Genomic DNA, 17,783 nt, shown 5'->3' on the forward strand with positions numbered 1-17,783 from the left:
CTGTTCGGCGGTAAATGAAACTGGAGTCCCGTTATGACGGAAGATTCGACCATCCCAGGATCGGTCCGCCCAGGTGGGCGCACCGCCAGAGTCCGAGCGGCCGTACTCGCCGTCACCGGTGATCTGCTCGCCGAACGCGGATTCGCCCATCTGGATCTGGCCGAGGTCGCCCAGCGCGCCGAGGTCGGCAAGACCACGGTCTACCGGCGCTGGCGCACCCCCACCGGCCTCATCGCCGACCTCCTGGTGGATATGGCCGAAGCACTGGGGCCACGGGTGGAGACCGGCTCGCTGCTCGGTGACCTTACCGCGATCGCCCGCCTGGCCGCGAAAACCCTCACCGACCCGCGTGAAGGCCGCCTGATCGGGGCGGTCATAGCCGCAGCCACCTGCGACGAATCCACTGCCGCTGCCCTGCGCCGCTTCTACGATGCCCGGCTCACCGAGTGGTCGGGCTGCGTCACCGACGCCATCGCCCGCGGAGAAGTCCCGCCGGGAACCGACCCGCGCGCGGTCCTCACCGCTGTCACCGGCCCGCTGTACTACCGGCGGTTGGTCAGCGGGGATCCGATCGATGACTTCGCCACTCGCACAGCCGCGGAATCGGTTGCCGAGACGGCACGGCGCGGTGGGTTCGTTCGAGATCCCGAGCCCGGTCGATAGCGTTTTGCCGCGCAGTGGTTCGCGCCTCGACCTTCGTGACCGCCATCGGCTGACCTGCGGCACACCTAGAACAAACCGCGCAGCGCGAGAAAGCGCAGCCCGCCGACCGCCGCCATGACGGCGAGCACCAGGCCCGCTCGGGTGAGCTCGCCGAGGCCGGGCGCAACGAATTCGATGACGGCGAGCGCCGCGGTGCTGGTCAGCAGCCCGATCAGCGCCAGCCCGCCGCCCTGCCACTGCGCGGTCAGCCAGCTGATCCGGCCGGCCGCACGGAAGGTGATCCGGCGGTGCAGTTCGTTCGCGATCATGGTGCTCACGATCGACCCGGCGGCATTGGCTGCCATCGGGCCCAGCCCGGCGCAGGCGAGGAACAGCAGCAGGTAGCTGATATTGCTCGCACCGCCGACCAAGGCGAAGCGGAGCAGTTGCGCGCAGGGGTGGGTACCGACCAGGGCCTGCCGGACGCGGGAGCCGTACTGCTGTGCGCCGGGCGCGGCCTGCCGGACGCTGGAGCCGTACTGCTGCGCGCCGAGCGACGCCTGCCGGACGCGGGAGCCGTAGCGCCGTACACCGAGCGAAGCCTGCTGGACGCGGACGCCGCACAGCCGCGCGCGGCCGGCACCTGCGGGCTCAGGGCGGCTCCACGCGGTCCTGACATTCCCATCGATGCGGATCATCGGGGCGCAGACGGGACCGGCGGCGGAGGCGAAGGCGGTGCTGTTCACGAGAAGAACGGTCGCCGCCCCGGCTGACGCCGAGCTGACGGCGGACTGACACGGCACTGGCACGGCGTGCGGCGGACGGCGTCAGCGTGCGTATCAGGCCGGTGTCAGGTCGGTATCAGCCCGCCCGGCGACGGTTGGTCCCATGAACAGCACAGCAATCGCCGCCTCCGGGCTGCGCAAGTCCTACGGAGACAAGAAAGTCCTCGACGGCATCGACCTGAATGTCGGTACGGGCACGATCTTCGCCCTGCTCGGCCCCAACGGAGCGGGCAAGACCACGACGGTGAACGTCCTGACCACCCTGCTGAAATCCGACGGCGGGACCGCCCGTGTGGCGGGCCACGATCTCGTCACCGAGACCAAGGCGGTGCGCGCGGCGATCGGCGTCACCGGACAGTTCGCGGCGGTCGACGGCCTGCTGACCGGCGCGGAGAACCTGCGCTTGATGGCCGATCTGCACCGCTTGCGCGGCAAGGATGGCAAGCGGGTGATCGCCGACCTGCTCGAGCGTTTCGACCTGGTCGAGTCGGCGAACAAGCCGGCCGCGAGCTACTCCGGCGGTATGCGTCGCAAGCTCGACCTGGCGATGACGCTGGTCACCAAGCCGGAGATCATTTTCCTCGACGAGCCGACCACCGGCCTCGATCCGCGCAGCAGGCGCACCATGTGGGAAATCGTGCGGGAGCTGACCGATGAGGGCGTCACCATCTTCCTCACCACCCAGTACCTCGAGGAAGCCGATCAGCTGGCCGACCGGATCGCGGTGCTCGATCAGGGGCGCATCGTCGCCGAAGGCACCGCGGAGGAACTCAAGCGTCGTGTCCCCGGCGGCCACATCCGGTTCCGGTTCGCCCACGCCGCGCAACTGGCGACGGCCGCGCAGATCCTGACCGAAGGCACCGCCGACCAGGACGCGCTCACCCTCGACGTCCCCGGCGACGGTGACTCGGCAACCCTGCGCGCCCTGCTGGACCGGCTCGCCGCGCGCACCATCGAGGCCGAGCAGGTCTCCATCCACACCCCCGATCTCGACGACGTTTTCCTTGCCCTGACCGGGCACGCCACCACGGAGGCCGAAGCACGATGAGCACTCAGTCCGCAACCAGCAGCCTGTCCGCCGCCCTGTACGACTCGTCGGTGATGTTGCGCCGCAACTTCACCCACATCACCCGTTCACCCGTCACCATCTTCAACGCGGCGTTGATGCCGGTGATGATGATGCTGATCTTCGTCTACGTCTTCGGCGACGCGTTCGACGTCGGTGAGGACTACATCGACTACGCCGTGCCCGGCATGCTGATGCTCGCCATCAGCTACGGCCTGTCCGGCACGGCGGTCGCGGTGAGTTCCGATATGACCAACGGTGTCATCAACCGGTTCCGGGTCATGGACGTCTCCCGCGGCGCCGTGCTCACCGGGCACGTGGCGGCCAGTCTGGTGACCAACGTGGTCGCCATCGTCTCCGTCCTCGCCGTCGGCTTCGCCCTCGGATTCCGTTCCCCGGCAACGCTCGTGCAATGGCTCGGCGCCCTCGGTGTCCTGCTGGCCACCGCCTTCGCCGCCGCCTGGCTCACCGTCGCCCTCGGCATGGCCGCCAAAACCCCGGAGGCCGCCGGAATGTCGGTGGTCCCGCTGATCATGCTGCCCTTCCTGAGCAGCGCCATCGTCCCCGCCGACAAGATGGGCCCCGGCGTCCGCCAGTTCGCCGAATACCAGCCCTTCACCCCGATCATCGAATCCGTCCGCGGCTTCCTGACCGGCACCCCCTCCGCCGGCTACACCGCCGCCGCCCTCGCCTGGTGCGCGGGCTTCGCCGTCATCGGCTACCTGTGGTCCCGCGCCACCTTCACCAAGCGCGCGTGAACCCAAGCGAATTCGAACCCCCATCGCCTCGGTGCCCCCGGTCACCGAGGCGATGCTGCGTTGTCCAGTCGACTAAGACTGCGGCACAGCAACGTTCGACAAGGGACAAGGACCGGTCTGCGCTGAAAGTCGACAGTGATATATCGGCCCCGGCAGCACCTCGGTCGACGCGGTCCGGGCGAACGCCTGGCCGCGTAGGGCAAGGTGTGCACTACGAGGGTCGAATAAGCCGGTCCAGGTGCGGTCGCGCATTCATCTGGGTCGCTGTCGGCGGGCACGGCGGCATACGAACCTCTGCGCGCAGCGAACCGGCCGAGGATCTACGACATCATCCGGCCGGCGCCTTCAGTGTCCGAGGGTCTGGGTGACCAGCTCATGCGGGTCGGCCTTCGCGCCCTCTCGGGTGGCTTGATCGAATGCTGTGTCGCCGAGGTGGTTTCGAGCTTTCTGTTCTATTCGGGCGGCGTCGGGATGGGAGTGATCGGGCAGGCCTCGGACGGTGGTGGCGGCGGCGAGCAGGCGGGTGGCCTGGTCGTACTGGTCGGCGCGTACGGCGAGGTCGGCGATGCCGATGAGGACGTGGGCGGTCAGGAGGGCGTGGCCTGCCGCGGAGGCCGCCTGGTATGCCGCGTCGCAGTGGGTCGCGGCTTCGGTAAGGTCGTCGGCGAGATAGGCGAGCAGGATGTGCACCGTCGCGCTGACATTCGGTTGTTCGGCGTCGGCGCCGAGCAGGGTGCGGGCGAGGTCGATCTGCTGGTGCGCCAGGGCGGTGTCGTCGCGCAGCCGGGCCAGTTCCGCACGCGCCAAGGCGACTTCGGCCAGGGCGGTGGGCCAGCCGTTCTGGTCGGCGCAACGTTGAGCTTCCGCGAGGGCGGCCGCGCTGGCCTCCGGGTCGCCGAGCACCCAGTGCAGCTGGGCTTGACGAGCGCGCATCGCGACCACGTCCTCGATCGCGCCGACCTCGGTGACCACCGCGATCGCCTCATCGAAAAGCTCGATCGCGCGGGGCAACTCGCCACGCAGCGCGGTCCGGCCTGCCAGTTCGGTGAGCGCGAACGACATGCCCCAGCGCTCGCCGAGCGCGCGGAACTCGGTCAACGCCCGCGCGAGATACTCGTCGGCCTCGTGTCCCTGCTGGCCGAGCACCGTCCGCAGCTTGCCGAGCTGCAACCGGGCCAGCGCACGCACCCACGGGTCCTCGTCGTCCAGCAGCGATTCGAACGCGGGCAGGTATTCGTCGGGCCCCTGCAACATCCGGTCGAGCGCGGCGGTGAACCGCAACGCGGGATGGCCGCCCCGCACGTCGCGGCCGAAGCGGTGCGCCTTGCGGATCCATTCCGCGATCTGCTGCTCGTCATTGCGGCCCGAGGACACGAAATGCACGACCAGCCCGTACACCATGGCCCTGGTCTCGTCGTCGACGTCGCCGGGGAGTTCGGCGGCCGCGATCACCAGCTCGGTGCCTTCGCCCTTGTGCCCGCCCAGCCACCAGTACCAGCCCGCGGCCGCGGCCAGCCGCATCGCGCCGGCGGCGTCCGCGTCGGCGAGGGCGCCACGCATCGCCATCGCGATGTTGTCGTGCTCGGCCTCGAGCACGGCCAGCCATTCCAGCTGCTCGGCGCGGCGCAGATGGGGTTCGGCGGTGGCGGCGAGGCCGGTGAAGTAGTTCAGGTGCGCGCGGCGGGCGGCTTCCGCATCGCCGGATTCGGCCAGCCGGTCGGCTGCGTACTGCTTGATGGTTTCCAGCATGCGGAAGCGGAGGCCGTCGTCGGTGGTGATGAGCAGCGATTTCTCGGTCAGCGACGTCAGCAGTTCCAGCACTTCCCACTGCTCGACCGTGCTGCCGTCGGCGCAGACCTGTTCGGCCGCTTCCAGACTCGCCCCACCGGCGAACACCGCGAGCCTGCGCAGCACGAGACGTTCGGCGTCGCTGAGCAGCTCCCAGCTCCAGTCCACCACCGCGCGCAGCGTGCGGTGCTGGCGGATCGCGGTGCGGCTGCCGCCGGTGAGCAGCCGGAACCGGTCGTCGAGGCGGTGCGCGAGCTGGTCGAGGGACATGGTGCGCAAGCGTGCCGCCGCCAGTTCGATGGCCAGCGGAATACCGTCGAGCGCCCGGCAGATCCGGGCCATGGTCGCCAGCGTGGCCGGATCGGTGCCCAGGTCTTGGCGGACCGCGCTCGCCCGGTCCCGCAGCAGCGCGACGGCGGGGGAGTCCGCGATCACGGCGGCATCGGCGGTCGCGGCGGGCAAGGCCAGCGGCTCCACCTGCCACAGCGCCTCCCCGGTGATACCGAGCCGCTCCCGGCTCGTCGCCAGGATCCGCAGCCGAGTGCATTCGCCGAGCACCCGGTGCGCGAAGGCGGCCGCGGCCTCGATGACGTGCTCGCAGTTGTCCAGGATCAACAGGGTTTCGCGGTCGCGGATCGCCGCGACCAGCCGCTCCATCGGTTCGGCGTTCGGCGCGCTGCCCAGCAGTGCGTCCCTGAGCCCGAACGCGGCGAGCGCGGCCTGCGCCAGATCGCCGCTGCCGTCGACGCCGGCCAGCTCCACCAGCCAGGCGCCGTCGGGCAGATCGCCGAGCATGGTGCGCGCGGTTTCCACGGCCAGACGGGTCTTGCCCGATCCGCCCGGCCCGGTGATGGTGGTGAGCCGGTGGGCCGCGATGAGTTCGCGCACCGCGGCGATATCGGTGACTTTGCCGACGTAGCTGGTGAGTTCGGCGCGCAGATTCGTGGTGCGCTCCTGCGGCCGCGCGCCCACCTCCCCGCGCAGCAGCGCGACATGCAAGGCGGACAGTTCCGGTGACGGGTCCACACCGAGTTCATCGGCAAGGGTCTCCCGGGTGCGCTGGAACACCGTCAGCGCTTCCGGTCCTCGCCCCGCGGCGGCCAGCGCCCGCATGAGCGAGCCGGCCAGCCGTTCCCGCACCGGATGCTGAGCGACCCGATCGGTCAGCTCGGTGACCAGCTCCGCACCACGACCCAGCCGGATCTCCGCCTCGTACAGATCTTCCATGGCCGACAGTCGCAGGCCGTCGTACCTGGTGACGACCGCGGCCACGTCGTCGCTGTCGCCGAGATCCTGCATCGCCGCCCCGCGCCAGAGTTCAACGGCTTCCCGCAGCAACCGCGCCTGCTGCGCGTCGTCGCCGCTGCGCGCCTGGTCGAGCAGTTGATCGAAGCGCACCGCGTCGACGGCGCCCGGTGCGACCGCCAGCCGATACCCGCCCGCCTGCACATCGACCGCGCCATCGGGCAGTACCCGGCGCAACCGGGAGACCAACGCCTGCAACGCATTCGCGGCGTCCGCCGGTGGCTGCTCGCCCCAGATCCAGTCGATCAGCTTCGTCTTCGCGACGGCGCGCCCCGGCTCGAGCGCGAGGGCGACCAGCAAAGCGCGCAGCCGAGCACCCGGTATCGCAATCAATCCACCGTCATCGGTCCGGATTTCCAGCGGGCCGAGCATCTTGATTCGCACCGGCTCATTCTGCCCGGGGCGTCAACGGGGGCGCTCGGCATGTCAGGCGACGCATCAGTTCGGTGTCAGCTCCGTATCAGCCGCCCCCGCGACAGTAGTCACATCAACGTCACAGCGACCGCGGCGAGCAGGCAGCGGGAGCACGATCTCGAGGAGAACACCATGTACACCTTCCAGACCCCGCAGCCGATCGCCGTCACCGTCGACGTGCTGGCCGCCGACGTCACCGTCATCGCTTCCAAGCGCACCGACAGCGTCGTGGTCGTCCGCCCGGCCGACGAGTCGAAGAAGGCCGACGTGCGTGCCGCCGAGCAGACCACCGTCGAGTTCGCCGACGGCGTGCTGAGCGTGCGCACCCCGAAGACATGGCGCACCCACATCCCGTTCGGCGGCAACGCGGCGATCACGGTGACCATCGAGGTGCCCGCGGGCTCGGAGCTGACCAGCACCACCGGTGTCGGGCAGGTCCACGGCGCGGGCGAACTCGGCCACTGCGAGCTGACGGTGTCGCTGGGCGACATCATCGTCGAGCGTCCGCAGGGTTCGGTGACCGCGAAGACCGCCAAGGGAAACATCCGCATCGGCGCGGCGGTGCGCGGTGACCTGCGGCTGGAGACCTCGGTGGGCGCGCTGGAGGTGGGTATCCACCCGGGCAGCGCGGTGCGGCTGGAGACCGAGGTCGCCCGCGGCAACGTGCAGAACACGCTGGCGCCGGTCGCGGCCGAGGCTGCCGACACCGTTCGGGTGTTCGCGCGGAATTCGCTCGGCAACATCGTCATCCGGCACGCCGCCGCCGCGTAGGCCGAGCCGTGCTGGAACTGCATGTGGACCGGGAGCGGTGCATCGGCGCAGGCATGTGCGTGCTCACCGCTCCCGCCGTCTTCGACCAGGACCCCGACGATGGCCGGGTGCTGCCGGTTCGACCGCCCGCCGCGGCGGACGAGCCGGCGGTGCGCGAGGCCGCGCTGCTGTGCCCCTCCGGGGCCATCACCCTCCGCGATCAAACCTGATTCCGCTCTCCGACAAGGAAATACGATGACCGAAACAGTCCCCTACGGCCTGCCCCAGCAACGCGATGCGGGCCCGTTCGATCCGCCGAGCGAGATCACCCGGCTGCGCGAGACCCGCCCGGTGAGCCCGCTGCGGTTCCCCGACGGCCACGACGGCTGGCTGGTGACCGGCTACGAAGCAGTGCGCAAGCTGATGGCCGACACCCGGTTCAGCTCGCGCCAGGACCTCGGCATCGTGCACGTGCCCTACGAGACGCCAGGCATGCCCGCCGCCACCGAGCCGTCGCCGCAGATGCCCGGCGTGTTCGTGGCCATGGATCCACCGGACCACACCCGGTTGCGGCGCAAGCTCATCGGGGCGTTCACCGTCCGGCGCATGCGGGCGCTGGAAGAACGCATCGCCGAGATCGTCGAGCAGCAGCTCGACGCCATGGCGCGGCTCACCCCGCCGGTCGATCTGGTCGCCGAGTTCGCGCTGCCGGTGCCGTCGCTGGTGATCTGCGAAATGCTCGGCGTGCCCTACGAGGACCGGGCGAACTTCCAGGTGAATTCGGCCAAGTTCCTGGTCAAGGATCAGACGCTGGAGGAGAAGATGGGCGCGTTCGGCGCCATGCACGGCTATCTCGCCGAACTGGTCGCCCGCAAACGCGCCGAGCCCGGCGAGGACATCCTGTCCGACCTGGCCCGCGACGAGGACCTCGGTCTCGACGAGCTGACCGGCATCGCCTTCCTGCTGTTGCTCGCCGGCCACGAGACCACCGCGAACATGCTGGCCCTGGGCACCTTCGCCCTGCTCGAGCACCCCGACCAGCTGGCGCAACTGCACGCGGATCCGGAATTGATCCCCGACGCCGTCGAGGAACTGCTGCGCTACCTCTCGGTCGCCGACATCTTCTACCGCTACGCCACCGAGGACATCGAACTCTGCGGCGAAACCATCCCCGCCGGCTCCACCGTCGTCGTCTCCCTGCTGGCCGCCAACCGCGACCCACAGCGTTTCGACAACCCCGACCACCTCGACATCCACCGCAAGGCCCGCGGCCACAACACCTTCGGCCACGGCATCCACCAGTGCCTCGGCCAACAACTGGCCCGCATCGAAATGCGCTCCGGTTTCGCCGCCCTCCTCCGCCGCTTCCCCACCCTCACCCTCGCCATCTCACCGGAGGAGGTGAAACTCCGCACCGACATGAACATCTACGGCGTCCACGAACTCTCGGTGACGTGGACGGCTTCGTGAATGGCCCGGGGCGGCTACTTGCCGCCCCGGTCATACGGCCACCACACCGAAACGACGATCACCAACAACGGTAGGCCACCCGCGACATCGTATCGATCCAGCCGCCAACCCCGCGCTCCGGTGGTCGTCCAACGAGTGGAAGACCAACGTGTACAAGCGGATTCAACCTCGCTCAAGTGCATCGCGACGGTGCGGGGGAGCGGGTCAAGGGCCTCTAAACTCGGGCCGTGGCTACCTCCGACGAGTTCGACTCAGTGCGCAACGACCCGGATCCGATCCGTCGTGGGCAGCGTGCGGCCGAACTCATCGCCATCTACCAGCAGCGGGCAGCCGAACTGGCGCGGGTGCGGAAGGCGGCGATCGAGGAGGCGCACCGGAGCCAGGGGAAGAGCTACACCGAGATCGCGGAGTTGCTGGGGCTGACTAAGGGGCGGGTGAGTCAGATCCGCGCTACCGCACCGCCGCTCGAGCGGGCGTTCTTCGGGGTGGGGCCGGTCGCTGTCGGGATTCCGCGTCGACTCGGCTTCGAAGAAGGTCGCGAGCGGTCATTCTTCGACGCCGCCTACCGGATGACGCAGGCAACTGTCGAACAGATACTCACCGAACTGGCCCTGGCATCATCGAGTTTCGCCATCGATCCGGATACGGCCGACCTGCCCGCGGGTGACGCGGTGATCGTGTGCGGCCCGAAGTCTGCTCCGATCGCGCGCACACTCCTCGCGGACGATGCGGCGATCGGGTTCGACCAGGATGCGCAGGGATGGTGCATCGTCGACAGTCGCACCGGCCGACGACATCACTCCCCATATCTGCGCGACAACGCAGACCGCCATGACATCGGCTATTTCTCGCGCCGCGACCGAGGACGCGTCATCGTGCACATCGCCGGCCTCACCAGCGTGGGTTCCCTCGGCGTCGCGCACTGGCTCGCGGCGAATGTAGCGGCGGTGTACGACCCCGGCTCCGCGTTTATCAGCGGCATCGTCGAATGCGAGTTCGACCGGGGTTTCGTGATTACCGCGAGCCGTCTGCTGGCCGGTCCGTACGAGTCCGGGCCAGGCGACGGATGAGGATAGCCGCGGCTCAGCTGGCTGCGCGGGCGGATGAGGACCGTGTGGTTCTCCTCCGCAACGGCACCATCCTGCTCGACGGCGCTTCCTCGTTCGACCCCGAAACTCCCTCCGCTGCCCGCTATGTCGATGTCTTGGCAGGCGAAATGGCCCGGCGCGTGAGCGAGACATCCGATCTGAAGACCGCGCTGGCGGAGTCGTTGATCGCGGTGTCACAGCAGCTCGACCTGCGGCCCGGAAAGTCTCCGTCGAGCACAGTCGCCGTGGCTCGGGTAGGCGAGCGCACCCTCGATGTGCTGGTTCTCGGCGACAGCGCGATTGTCGTCGGGCTGAAAGATGGCTCATGCCGGATATTCCTGGACGACCGGCTCGCGGCACTCGAGCTTCCCGAGGCCGGGCAGTACATCACCAGGCTCAGGTCAGGTGGAGGCTACGACGACACTCATCGTGCGATACTTCAGCGACTGCAACGTCGTCAGCTGCACATGCGAAATCGTCCCGGTGGCTACTGGATTGCCGAGTCCGAACCAGCGGCGGCGCACGAGGCGATCACGGCCGGCTTTCCGCTGTATGCGGTCTCCTGGGTGATTTCGGCGACGGATGGCGCTTTCGATCTGCTCCCCGTCACCGGATTGGACTGGCAGGAGATAGCGCGGATGTCGAATGCCGAGCTGCATGATCTGCTCGTCCGGCTGCGGCGGTGGGAATCCGATGTCGACCCGAACGGCCGACGGCTGCCCAGGTCGAAGCAACATGACGACAAATCGATTGCGGTCGTCGATCTCTAGCAGGCGGAAGCCATCGGGGCGGGGCTTCCGGGCGGCGCGGGCCGCTTACGCCGAGCGCGGGATTCGGAATTCGGTGCCGCTCACCTCGGCGTAATGGCCCATCAGTTCAGCGCAGATGGCGGGCCAGGTGCGGTGCAGGACGGATTTGCGGGCGGCGCCGGCGAAGCGGGTGCGCAGGGTGGGGTCGCGGAGGGCGGCTACGGCGCTGGGGAGGAGTTCGGTGAAGCGGTCCACCGGCAGCAGGTAGCCGTTGCGGCAGTGGGCGATGAGGTCGCGGGGGCCGCCGGCGTCGGGGCCGATGACGGGGACGCCGGAGGCCAAGGCTTCCTGGACGCCTTGGCAGAACGTTTCGTGTTCGCCGGCGTGCACCATCACGTCCAGGCTCGCATAAGCCTGGGCGAGTTCGTCGCCGCCGAGTTCGCCGGTGAAGACGGCGCCGGGCAGCAGGCGGGTCAGGCGGGCGCGTTCGGGGCCGTCGCCGACGACCACCAGCTGGATGTCCGGATCGTGCGCGAGCGGCGCGAGCCGTTCGACGTGCTTCTCCGGCGCCAGCCGTCCGACGAAACCGACGATCAGCTTCTCCGAACCGGACAGCCACGATTCCCGCACAGCTGCCCGTCGGGCCGAGGGCGTGAACCGCGCGATATCCACCCCGCGCCCCCAGCGATGCACTCGCGGGATCCCGTGCCGGGCCAGATCGGCCGCCGCCGCGGACGACGGCGCCAGCGTCCGGGCCGCGCCCTCGTGGATCCGCCGCGTCCACGCCCAGGCCGCCCGGCTGGCCAGCCCGAGCCCGTAGCTCTTCGCGAACCCGGCGACGTCGGTCTGATACACCGCCACCGCGGGCAGATCCAGCCGCAGCGCCGCCCCGAGCCCGCCCGCCCCGAGCAGGAACGGTGAAGCCAGGTGAACCACGTCGGCATCGAAGTCCGCGATGGCCCGCACCATCCCCGGCTGCGGCAGGCCGACGGGCAGCGAGCTGATCTTCGGCACCATCACCGCGGGCACGCGATACACCGGGAAGCGCCCGTGGAATCGCGGCGCCGGTGGCTCACCGCGCACCGTGTCCGGCGCGATGACCAGCGCGTCGTGCCCGTGCTGGTCCAGATGGTCGAGGACCCGGAGCACGGAATTGACGACACCGTTCATATTCGGCAGGAAAGACTCCGACACGATGGCTACGCGCACGTCTCCAGTGTGGTCGGCGGCGCCGTCAGCCCAGTCACGCCGACGTGACGCCCACGCGAAGTTCCGGCGAACAGCTCCCGGACCCGCTCAGACCTTCGCCGTCGCCACCTCGACCGGCCTGCGTTCGGTTCGCCGCAGAATCCACAGCGTGGGCAGCGCGAGCGCCCAGGTCACCGCGATCACCGACAGGGCGGGCGGTATCGCCACCCGCACATCGCGCCCGGCCACGCGCACCAGGTCGGGGTCGGCGCGGTTGTATTCGACGTTGATGTGCTCACCCTTGGTGAGGTTGGTCGGATAGAGCACCCCGACCTTCGGATTGTGCGTCACACCGTCGGGGGTCACATACTTCACCGCCGAGCGCAGCCGGCCCGCGGAGATCACCTCGCCGGTGGTGCGGCCCATATCCGAACTGATCAGGTAGTCGTTGCGCCAGGCCGCCAGCACCAGCAGCCCCATCAGCACGCTGACCACGATCGCGGCGGTGAGCACCCCGATCCGCGCCCGCCGCAGGCGTACCGTGCGCCCTTCCGGCTGACTGGTTTCCGACACCGCCACAGGTTACTGGCCCGCCGCACCACATGCCCGTCCACCATGCGCACGCGATGCCGGGCCTGCCGTGTCCTGGTCGGCTACCGTGACGCCATGTCCCGAAAATTCAGCTTCACGGTGCCCTACACCGTTCCGGTGGAGGACCTGCACCGGGCACTCACCGGCGACGAGCTGTGGCAGGCCCGCTTCGCCGGCGCCGAGACCGCCACCCTCGATCTGGCCCATCCCGGCGGCGAGGGCACCATCCGGCTCGCGATGAGCGAGAAGATCCGTCCCGACAAGATTCCGGGCATCGTGCGCAAGGTGCTCAAGAGCGATCTGGTGGTCTCCCGCACCGACACCTGGCAGCCGCTGACAGGTGAGATCGCCAAGGGCAGCTTCGAGGGCACGTCCAAGGGCGTCAACTCGGAGATGTCGGGCACCTATGAACTGCGCCCCACCGCCGAGGGCAGCGAAATCGAGGTCGTCGGCACGGTGAAGGTGAAGGTTCCGCTGGTCGGCGGGGCCATCGAGCCGCTGGCCGAGCAGCTGCATCACCGCGTCCTCGACAGCGAGCGCAAGTTCATCGAGAAGTGGTTCGCCGGGCAGGCCTCGGCCTGATCCGCGAGGTGGATGCACACCGGGCGTGGCGTGCATCCACATCCGGCGACTACTGAGCGAAATCGCTCGGGTCGTAATCCTTCTTCTCCACCAGCACCAGCCAGTTACCGGAGTTGTCGCGCATCACCGCTTCGACGCCATAGGGGCGATCCGAGGGCGGCTGCACGAACTCCACGCCCTTGGCCGACAGTTCCTCGTAGGCCTTCTGACAGTCGTCGGTGGCCAGGCCCAGTGCGCCGTGCGTGCCGTTGGCGAGCGCGCGACGGGTGGCTTCGGCCAGGTTCTCATCCAGCGGCGGGCCCGGCACCATCAGTGTCACTTCCAGCTCGCGGTGATCGGGGTGGGCGATGGTGAGCCAGCGGAAACCACTGTCGCCCATGGTCACATCGGCGGTCTCGACGAAACCGAGTTTGTCGATGTACCACTGCTTGGCCGCGTCCATATCGGTCACATACACCGTGACCAGCGAAATGTTCTTGATCGGAGTCATGAGCTCAGGCTAGGGCGGCCGACCGGGCATCGGCTTCTCCGAAATTGCTCGGTGTGGTTCGCCGTCACAGGCCGCTGTCGGGCCGCGGTGCGCGATCGGACAAACCGTGCATGAACACGTAACAGCCCGGGATCCGCGGCGCGCCATCGGCGGCGAACTTCGCCTGATACGCCGACGGCGACATTCCCACGAGTTCGGTGAACTTCCGGGAGAACGATCCGAGGCTGGTGTAGCCGACGAGCATGCACGCCTCGGTCACGGTGACATTCGTGGCGCGCAGCAGGTCCTGCGCCCGCTCGATGCGCCGCTCGGCCAGATACACCGCGGGCGTCTTGCCATAGGTCGCGGCGAAACAGCGCAGGAAGTGGTACTTCGACACGCCCGCTGCGGCGGCCAGGCCGTCCAGGTCCAGCGGCTGGGCGTAGTCGCGGTCGGCGAGATCCCGGGCCCGCCGCAGATGCGGGAGCAGGTCTTCGGGCACCGGTCGCGGCGTCACGGCAGCGGCTAACAGAACGGCGGACGCTCGTCGAAACGCCGCGACATCCGCCCGGCCATCCGCCAGGCCCGCGCCACCAGATCCACGTCCTCGTCGGTGACCAGATTGCCCATCACCCGAACCGCGGTGCGCTGCAAGAACTTCGACCGCATCACCGGCGGCCCGCCCATCGGCACCATCCGCGGATGGGTGGCCAGCCCGGCGATCCGGCGCGCCACCGAATACGTGCGGCCGTACTTGGCTCGCAGCAATTCCGGCCACACAGTGCTCAGATCGGGTTCGTCGAGCAGGTCGGCAAGCATGTGCCCGCCCTCGAGCCCGTAGTCGATGCCCTCGCCGTTGAGCGGGTTCACGCAGCCGGCGGCGTCACCGACCAGCACCCAGTTGCGCCCGGCGATATTCGACACCGCCCCGCCCATCGGCAGCAGCGCTGAGGCCACCGCGCGCAGCGACCCGCTGAACTCCCACTCCTCCCGCCGCAACGCGGTGTAGTGCTCGAGCAGCGGTTTCAACGCGATATGCGAGGGACGGCGCTCGGTCGCCAGCGAACCGACGCCGATATTGACCTCGCCGTTGGCCAGCGGGAACACCCAGCCGTAGCCGGGCACCAGGGAACCGTTCGCGTCCCGCAATTCCAGATGCGAGGTGATCCATTGATCGGCCGACCGCCCAGAGCTGATGTAGGCGCGGGCGGCAACACCGTAGGCGTACTGACGATGCCATTCGCGGCCGAGGATCTTGCCGACCGGCGAACGCACCCCGTCGGCGACGACGAGGGTTCGGCAGCTGATCGACCGCGTGCCTGTCCCGGTACGCACGGTCACGCCGGTGACCCGCTCACCGTCTCTGGTGACGTCGACGACCTTGGCGCCCTCCAGCATCCGAGCCCCCGACTTCACCGCGGTCTCGCGCAGCTTGTCGTCGAGTTCGGTGCGTGGAACGGCACTTCCGTAGGTGGGGAACGACCCGCCCGGCCACGGCAGCAGCTCCTCGCGGCCGAAGCCGGTCATCCGCAAACCATGGTTGACGGTGTGCGCGCGCACCCAATCGCCGAGCCCGAGATGTTCCAATTCCGCGGTGGCGCGCGGGGTCAGGCCGTCGCCGCAGGTCTTGTCGCGCGGGAACACCGCCGAGTCGACCAGCAGCACATCGCGACCCGCTCGCGCGGCCCAGGTCGCCGCCGCCGACCCGGCCGGTCCCGCTCCGACCACGAGGACATCGGCGTGCGCGGGGACCGCGCCGTGTGTCTGCTCGTCACCGCCCGCTGGTGTGACATCCGGTGCACCCATGGACCCATACTCGCAGCGCGCCCGCACCGGTGTCGACGCCGGTGCCGTGTGACATGCGGCGGGCCGGCGAACTCCACCGCCGACGCACCGCCGGGCTCGACGTCCGCCGCCGCGTCCGGTATGCGAAGGTGTGCGGTGCGCCCCAGCGGATATTGCCGGGAGTGACGGTGTTCATGGGGTTATCTACCGTGGACACGCTAGGTTCTTTGACCGTGGGTCGGACGCATCGCTGGGAGAAGAAATGAGCACATCTGCTGTGAGCGACGAGAGCACGGTAGTAGCGGGGGTGGATCTCGGCGATTCCGAACTCGCCGCCACGGTGCGCAACGGCCTGGCCGATGTCGAGAAGCTGCTGATCGAGGAGCTGTCCGACGGCGCGTCCTTCCTTCAGGAAGCGGCCCTGCATCTGGCCAAGGCCGGCGGCAAGCGGTTCCGTCCGCTGTTCACCATCCTGACCGGCCAGCTCGGCCCGCGCCCGACCGACCCGGACCTGATCACCGCGGGCACCGTCGTCGAACTGGTGCATCTGGCGACCCTGTACCACGACGATGTGATGGACGAGGCCACCATGCGTCGCGGTGCGCCCAGCGTGAATTCGCGCTGGGGCAACAGCATCGCCATCCTCGCCGGTGACTACCTGTTCGCGCACGCCTCCCGGCTGGTGTCGACCCTGGGTCCCGACGCGGTGCGCATCATCGCCGAAACCTTCGCCGAACTGGTCACCGGCCAGATGCGCGAAACCATGGGTGCGTCCGAGGCCAAGGATCCCGTCGCGCATTACCTGCGGGTGGTGTGGGAGAAGACCGGCTCGCTGATCGCGGCCGCCGGACGTTTCGGCGGCACCTTCTCCGGCGCCGACACCGAACACGTCGAGCGGCTGGCCCGTCTCGGTGACGCCGTCGGCACCGCGTTCCAGATCTCCGACGACATCATCGACATCTCCTCCGAATCCGCCCAGTCCGGCAAGACCCCCGGCACCGACCTGCGCGAAGGCGTGCACACCCTGCCGGTGCTCTATGCCCTGCGCGACGAAGGCGCCGACGGCGACCGGCTGCGCGCCCTGCTGGCTCGTCCGCTGGAAACCGACGCCGAGGTCGATGAGGCGCTCGAGCTGCTCGGCCGTTCGCCCGGGATGACCCAGGCCAAGCAGAAGCTGCAGGAATACGCCGACCTGGCCTATGCCGAACTCTCGGCGCTGCCGCCCGGCCCCGCGAACGATGCCCTCGTGCGGCTGGTGCGCTACACCATCGAACGCGTGGGCTGATCCCTCCGCGCGGCGGGCCGGAACTCCGGCACCGCCGCGATCGTTGCCATTCTGTAGCACTCGCACAGCTGGATTACGTGAAGATCAGTAGCAGTCGAGGAGCGTTGTGCGCCGCCGGGCGGCGCGGAAATCCATACAGGACGGGGGAGCGGCGAGGAGACGTATGCACGGGCATGGGTATGCGAACGGGATCAAGACGTTTGGCTTGATGGTCGGGCTTTCCGCGCTGATCGTGTTCGCCGGGGCGATGTTCCGCAGCCCGACGATCCTGGTCATCGCGATCCTGCTGGCCGTCGGCATGAACGCCTACGCCTACTTCAACAGCGACAAACTGGCGTTGAAGGCCATGCACGCCCAGCCGATCAGCGAGCTGGAGGCGCCGGTCATCTACCGGATCGTGCGCGAACTCGCCACCGCCGCGCGCCAGCCCATGCCGCGCCTCTACATCAGCCCCACCAACGCCCCCAACGCCTTCGCCACGGGCCGCAGCCCGCGCCACGCGGCGGTGTGCTGTACCAGCGGCATTTTGCAGATCCTCGACGAGCGTGAGCTGCGCGCCGTGCTCGGCCATGAGCTCTCGCACGTCTACAACCGCGACATCCTCATCTCGTCGGTCGCGGGCGCGCTGGCCGCCGTCATCTCCGGCCTGGCCAACCTTGCCTTCTTCGCCACCGCGTTCGGCGGCAACCGCGAGGGCGGGCCGAACATCATCGGCGTGATCTTGGTCTCGCTGCTCGGCCCGATCGCGGCCACCCTCATCAAGCTGGCCGTATCGCGATCCCGCGAATACCAGGCAGATCAGTCCGGCGCCGAACTCACCGGCGATCCACTCGCCTTGGCCTCGGCCCTGCGCAAGCTCGAACGCGGCGTCCAAGCCGCCCCGCTGCCGCCCGAGCCGCAGCTCACCGCCCAGTCGCACCTGATGATCGCCAACCCGTTCCGCCCGGGTGAGCGCGCCGCCCGCTGGTTCTCGACCCACCCGCCGATGGCCGACCGCATCGCCCGCCTCGAAGAGCTGGCCGGCCGCCCGCGTAGCTGACGACCCGGCTGGAGCGGTGATCTTCCCCG

18 protein-coding genes are annotated in these 17,783 nt (G+C 69.1%); 11 read left to right on the plus strand and 7 right to left on the minus strand.

All coding sequences use genetic code 11. From position 1 onward, the window contains the following. Positions 1-33 precede the first annotated feature (33 nt). The gene (locus tag FEK34_RS21355; protein ID WP_138450314.1) at positions 34-663 is read left to right on the plus strand and encodes a TetR/AcrR family transcriptional regulator; all 630 of its coding nucleotides are present in this window, start codon (positions 34-36) and stop codon (positions 661-663) included. Between the two features lie 65 nt (positions 664-728). Here the strand turns inward: FEK34_RS21355 and FEK34_RS31305 are convergent, their stop codons facing one another. Continuing rightward, on the minus strand, positions 729-1,388 hold the full coding sequence (locus tag FEK34_RS31305) for a GtrA family protein (protein ID WP_349292441.1): 660 nt from the start codon (positions 1,386-1,388) through the stop codon (positions 729-731). A 142-nt stretch (positions 1,389-1,530) separates the two neighbouring features. On the opposite strand from FEK34_RS31305, the gene FEK34_RS21365 reads away from it, so the two are divergent. Both FEK34_RS21365 and FEK34_RS21370 read left to right on the plus strand, forming a co-directional pair. Further along, positions 1,531-2,475, plus strand: coding sequence for an ATP-binding cassette domain-containing protein (locus FEK34_RS21365; protein ID WP_138450316.1), 945 nt, complete (start codon positions 1,531-1,533; stop codon positions 2,473-2,475). Continuing rightward, positions 2,472-3,251 (plus strand): ABC transporter permease, encoded by a 780-nt coding sequence (locus FEK34_RS21370; protein ID WP_138450318.1) that lies wholly within the window; start codon positions 2,472-2,474, stop codon positions 3,249-3,251. The genes FEK34_RS21365 and FEK34_RS21370 overlap by 4 nt, the downstream gene beginning before the upstream one ends. Before the next feature lie 345 nt (positions 3,252-3,596). Here FEK34_RS21370 and FEK34_RS21375 read toward each other — a convergent pair whose 3' ends face one another. Continuing rightward, positions 3,597-6,728 carry a BTAD domain-containing putative transcriptional regulator gene (locus tag FEK34_RS21375; RefSeq protein WP_138450320.1) on the minus strand — a complete coding sequence of 1,044 codons (3,132 nt, stop codon included), beginning with the start codon at positions 6,726-6,728 and terminating at the stop codon, positions 3,597-3,599. A 162-nt stretch (positions 6,729-6,890) separates the two neighbouring features. Here FEK34_RS21375 and FEK34_RS21380 point away from each other — a divergent pair, with 162 nt between their 5' ends. From FEK34_RS21380 to FEK34_RS21400, 5 genes are all read left to right on the plus strand, one after another. Next, positions 6,891-7,529 (plus strand): DUF4097 family beta strand repeat-containing protein, encoded by a 639-nt coding sequence (locus FEK34_RS21380; RefSeq protein ID WP_138450322.1) that lies wholly within the window; start codon positions 6,891-6,893, stop codon positions 7,527-7,529. 8 nt (positions 7,530-7,537) lie between these two features. Then, positions 7,538-7,738 carry a ferredoxin gene (locus FEK34_RS21385; RefSeq protein ID WP_432279988.1) on the plus strand — a complete coding sequence of 67 codons (201 nt, stop codon included), beginning with the start codon at positions 7,538-7,540 and terminating at the stop codon, positions 7,736-7,738. Positions 7,739-7,763: 25 nt separating this feature from the next. Beyond that, positions 7,764-8,978 carry a cytochrome P450 gene (locus FEK34_RS21390; RefSeq protein ID WP_138450324.1) on the plus strand — a complete coding sequence of 405 codons (1,215 nt, stop codon included), beginning with the start codon at positions 7,764-7,766 and terminating at the stop codon, positions 8,976-8,978. Positions 8,979-9,322: 344 nt separating this feature from the next. Next, positions 9,323-10,048 (plus strand): sigma-70 family RNA polymerase sigma factor, encoded by a 726-nt coding sequence (locus tag FEK34_RS21395; protein ID WP_249359461.1) that lies wholly within the window; start codon positions 9,323-9,325, stop codon positions 10,046-10,048. Beyond that, complete coding sequence (locus tag FEK34_RS21400) at positions 10,045-10,836, plus strand: protein phosphatase 2C domain-containing protein (protein ID WP_171048321.1); 792 nt, start codon at positions 10,045-10,047, stop codon at positions 10,834-10,836. Before FEK34_RS21395 ends, FEK34_RS21400 begins: the two co-directional genes overlap by 4 nt. Positions 10,837-10,881: 45 nt before the next feature. On the opposite strand, the gene FEK34_RS21405 is transcribed toward FEK34_RS21400, so the two are convergent. Then, complete coding sequence (locus FEK34_RS21405) at positions 10,882-12,024, minus strand: glycosyltransferase family 4 protein (RefSeq protein ID WP_138450330.1); 1,143 nt, start codon at positions 12,022-12,024, stop codon at positions 10,882-10,884. A gap of 87 nt (positions 12,025-12,111) precedes the next feature. Then, positions 12,112-12,576 carry a DUF3592 domain-containing protein gene (locus FEK34_RS21410; protein WP_138450332.1) on the minus strand — a complete coding sequence of 155 codons (465 nt, stop codon included), beginning with the start codon at positions 12,574-12,576 and terminating at the stop codon, positions 12,112-12,114. A gap of 93 nt (positions 12,577-12,669) precedes the next feature. Here FEK34_RS21410 and FEK34_RS21415 point away from each other — a divergent pair, with 93 nt between their 5' ends. Continuing rightward, entirely contained in the window at positions 12,670-13,176 is a 507-nt protein-coding gene (locus tag FEK34_RS21415) for a DUF2505 domain-containing protein (RefSeq protein WP_130917954.1), read from the plus strand. Between the two features lie 49 nt (positions 13,177-13,225). On the opposite strand, the gene FEK34_RS21420 is transcribed toward FEK34_RS21415, so the two are convergent. The 3 genes from FEK34_RS21420 to FEK34_RS21430 all read right to left on the minus strand — a co-directional run bounded on the left by FEK34_RS21420 (position 13,226) and on the right by FEK34_RS21430 (position 15,451). Continuing rightward, a complete protein-coding gene (locus FEK34_RS21420; protein ID WP_036540491.1) occupies positions 13,226-13,666 on the minus strand; it encodes a VOC family protein in 441 nt (146 codons plus the stop codon). Positions 13,667-13,730: 64 nt separating this feature from the next. Further along, positions 13,731-14,147, minus strand: coding sequence for a helix-turn-helix transcriptional regulator (locus tag FEK34_RS21425; protein WP_036540516.1), 417 nt, complete (start codon positions 14,145-14,147; stop codon positions 13,731-13,733). 23 nt (positions 14,148-14,170) lie between these two features. After that, positions 14,171-15,451: a geranylgeranyl reductase family protein gene (locus FEK34_RS21430; protein WP_171048322.1), complete on the minus strand. Its 1,281-nt coding sequence runs from the start codon at positions 15,449-15,451 to the stop codon at positions 14,171-14,173. 241 nt (positions 15,452-15,692) lie between these two features. On the opposite strand from FEK34_RS21430, the gene FEK34_RS21435 reads away from it, so the two are divergent. Next, on the plus strand, positions 15,693-16,715 hold the full coding sequence (locus tag FEK34_RS21435) for a polyprenyl synthetase family protein (protein WP_138450334.1): 1,023 nt from the start codon (positions 15,693-15,695) through the stop codon (positions 16,713-16,715). A 163-nt stretch (positions 16,716-16,878) separates the two neighbouring features. Beyond that, a complete protein-coding gene (gene htpX / locus FEK34_RS21440) occupies positions 16,879-17,754 on the plus strand; it encodes a zinc metalloprotease HtpX (RefSeq protein WP_138450337.1) in 876 nt (291 codons plus the stop codon). Positions 17,755-17,783: the final 29 nt, after the last annotated feature.

The sequence above is a fragment of the Nocardia cyriacigeorgica genome (assembly GCF_005863245.1).
Lineage (GTDB): Bacteria > Actinomycetota > Actinomycetes > Mycobacteriales > Mycobacteriaceae > Nocardia > Nocardia cyriacigeorgica_C.